Raw genomic sequence first — 1586 nt, 5'->3', positions numbered from 1 at the left:
CGTGCGCGAATCGGCGGTGATCGAGGCGCGCGACGTCGCCTCGATCTACGACGTGCCGCTCTCCTATCGGGAGGCCGGCCTCGACCGCGAGGTGCTCGCCCATTTCGGCCTGGAGCCGACGGACGAGCCGGACCTGACGCGCTGGCGCACCATCTCGGAGCGGGTGCGGAACCCCGAGGGCGAGGTCTCGATCGCGATCGTCGGCAAGTACACGGGCCTGAAGGACGCCTACAAGTCGCTCACCGAGGCGCTCACCCACGGCGGCATCGCCCATCGCTGCCGGGTGAACCTCGAGTGGATCGAGTCCGAGGTGTTCGAGCGCGAGGATCCGGCACCCTTCCTCGAGGGCATCAACGGCATCCTGGTGCCGGGCGGCTTCGGCCAGCGCGGCGCCGAGGGCAAGATCCGGGCGGCCCGCTACGCCCGCGAGCGCAAGATCCCCTATTTCGGCATCTGCTTCGGCATGCAGATGGCGGTGATCGAGGCGGCGCGCGCGCTCGCGGGCATCGCGGACGCGAACTCGACCGAGTTCGGCGAGACCTCCGAGCCGGTGGTGGGCCTGCTCACCGAGTGGCTGAAGGGCAACGAGCTGGAGAAGCGCGCGGCCGCCGGCGACCTCGGCGGCACGATGCGGCTCGGCGCCTATCAGGCCCGCCTCGGGGCCGACACCCGGATCGCCGAAATCTACGGTTCGACGGACATCTCCGAGCGCCACCGCCACCGCTACGAGGTCAACATGGCCTATCGCGAGCGGCTGGAGGCGGCGGGCCTGCGCTTCTCCGGCACCTCGCCGGACGGCCTCCTGCCGGAGACCGTGGAGCATGTCGGCCACCCCTGGTTCATCGGCGTGCAGTACCACCCGGAGCTGAAGTCGCGCCCCTTCGAGCCGCACCCGCTCTTCAAGAGCTTCATCGGCGCGGCGATCGAGCAGAGCCGGCTCGTCTGAGGCGAGGAAGCCCGTGTCCTCGATCTCCGGGCTTCCCGCCTTCCTCGCCTACTACGCGACCGCCCTGGCGCTGGTGGCCGCCTACCTCGTCGTCTACCTCACGGCGACCGCCCATCGGGAGATCGCGCTGATCCGGGCCGGCAACGCGGCCGCGGCCACCGCCCTCGGCGCGAGCCTGATCGGCTACACGCTGCCCCTCTTCGTGGCGATCTACAACGCGCAGTCACTCCTCGATTGCATCGTCTGGGGCCTTGTCGCCCTCGTGGTGCAGATGGCGGTCTACTGGGGCATGCGCTTCGTGCTGCCCGACCTCTCGGCTCGCATCGAGCGGGGCGAGGGCGCCGCGGCGATCCTGCTCGCCGCCGCCTCGCTGGCCGGCGGCCTCATCAACGCCGCCTCGATGACGTACTGATCGCCGCCGGTCCGATTCGGGCCGGGACGGGGGAGCCAGCCGGATGGACGCCACGCCGGGAGCCGAGGGTCAGCGCGAGGGCCAGCGGACGCGCTCGAAGCGCTCCCAGACCGTCTCCCTCGTTCTGGTCGCGGGCGCGGGCGCGGCGGCGCTCGGCCTCGGAGGCATCGATCCGAGCCAGCGGGAGGAGGACGTGCTCGTCTACGCGGACGCCGCCGCCTGCACCGC

The 1586-nt window shown here is 71.5% G+C and carries 2 protein-coding genes and 1 pseudogene; all 3 read left to right on the top strand.

All coding sequences use genetic code 11. The features are described from left to right. Nucleotides 1–946, top strand: a 946-nt coding sequence (locus tag AX737_RS07715; RefSeq protein ID WP_082772940.1) for a CTP synthase, incomplete at its 5' end; no start/stop codon positions are given. Nucleotides 947–959: 13 nt separating this feature from the next. After that, a complete protein-coding gene (locus AX737_RS07710; protein ID WP_066920342.1) occupies nt 960–1358 on the top strand; it encodes a DUF350 domain-containing protein in 399 nt (132 codons plus the stop codon). A gap of 43 nt (nt 1359–1401) precedes the next feature. Further along, nucleotides 1402–1586: pseudogene (locus AX737_RS07705) on the top strand (DUF1190 domain-containing protein); the annotation flags it as partial.

It is taken from the genome of Methylobacterium sp. CCH5-D2, from assembly GCF_001556475.1.
Taxonomy (GTDB): Bacteria; Pseudomonadota; Alphaproteobacteria; order Rhizobiales; family Beijerinckiaceae; genus Methylobacterium; species Methylobacterium hispanicum.
This window is presented reverse-complemented; position numbering and strand designations above follow the sequence as displayed.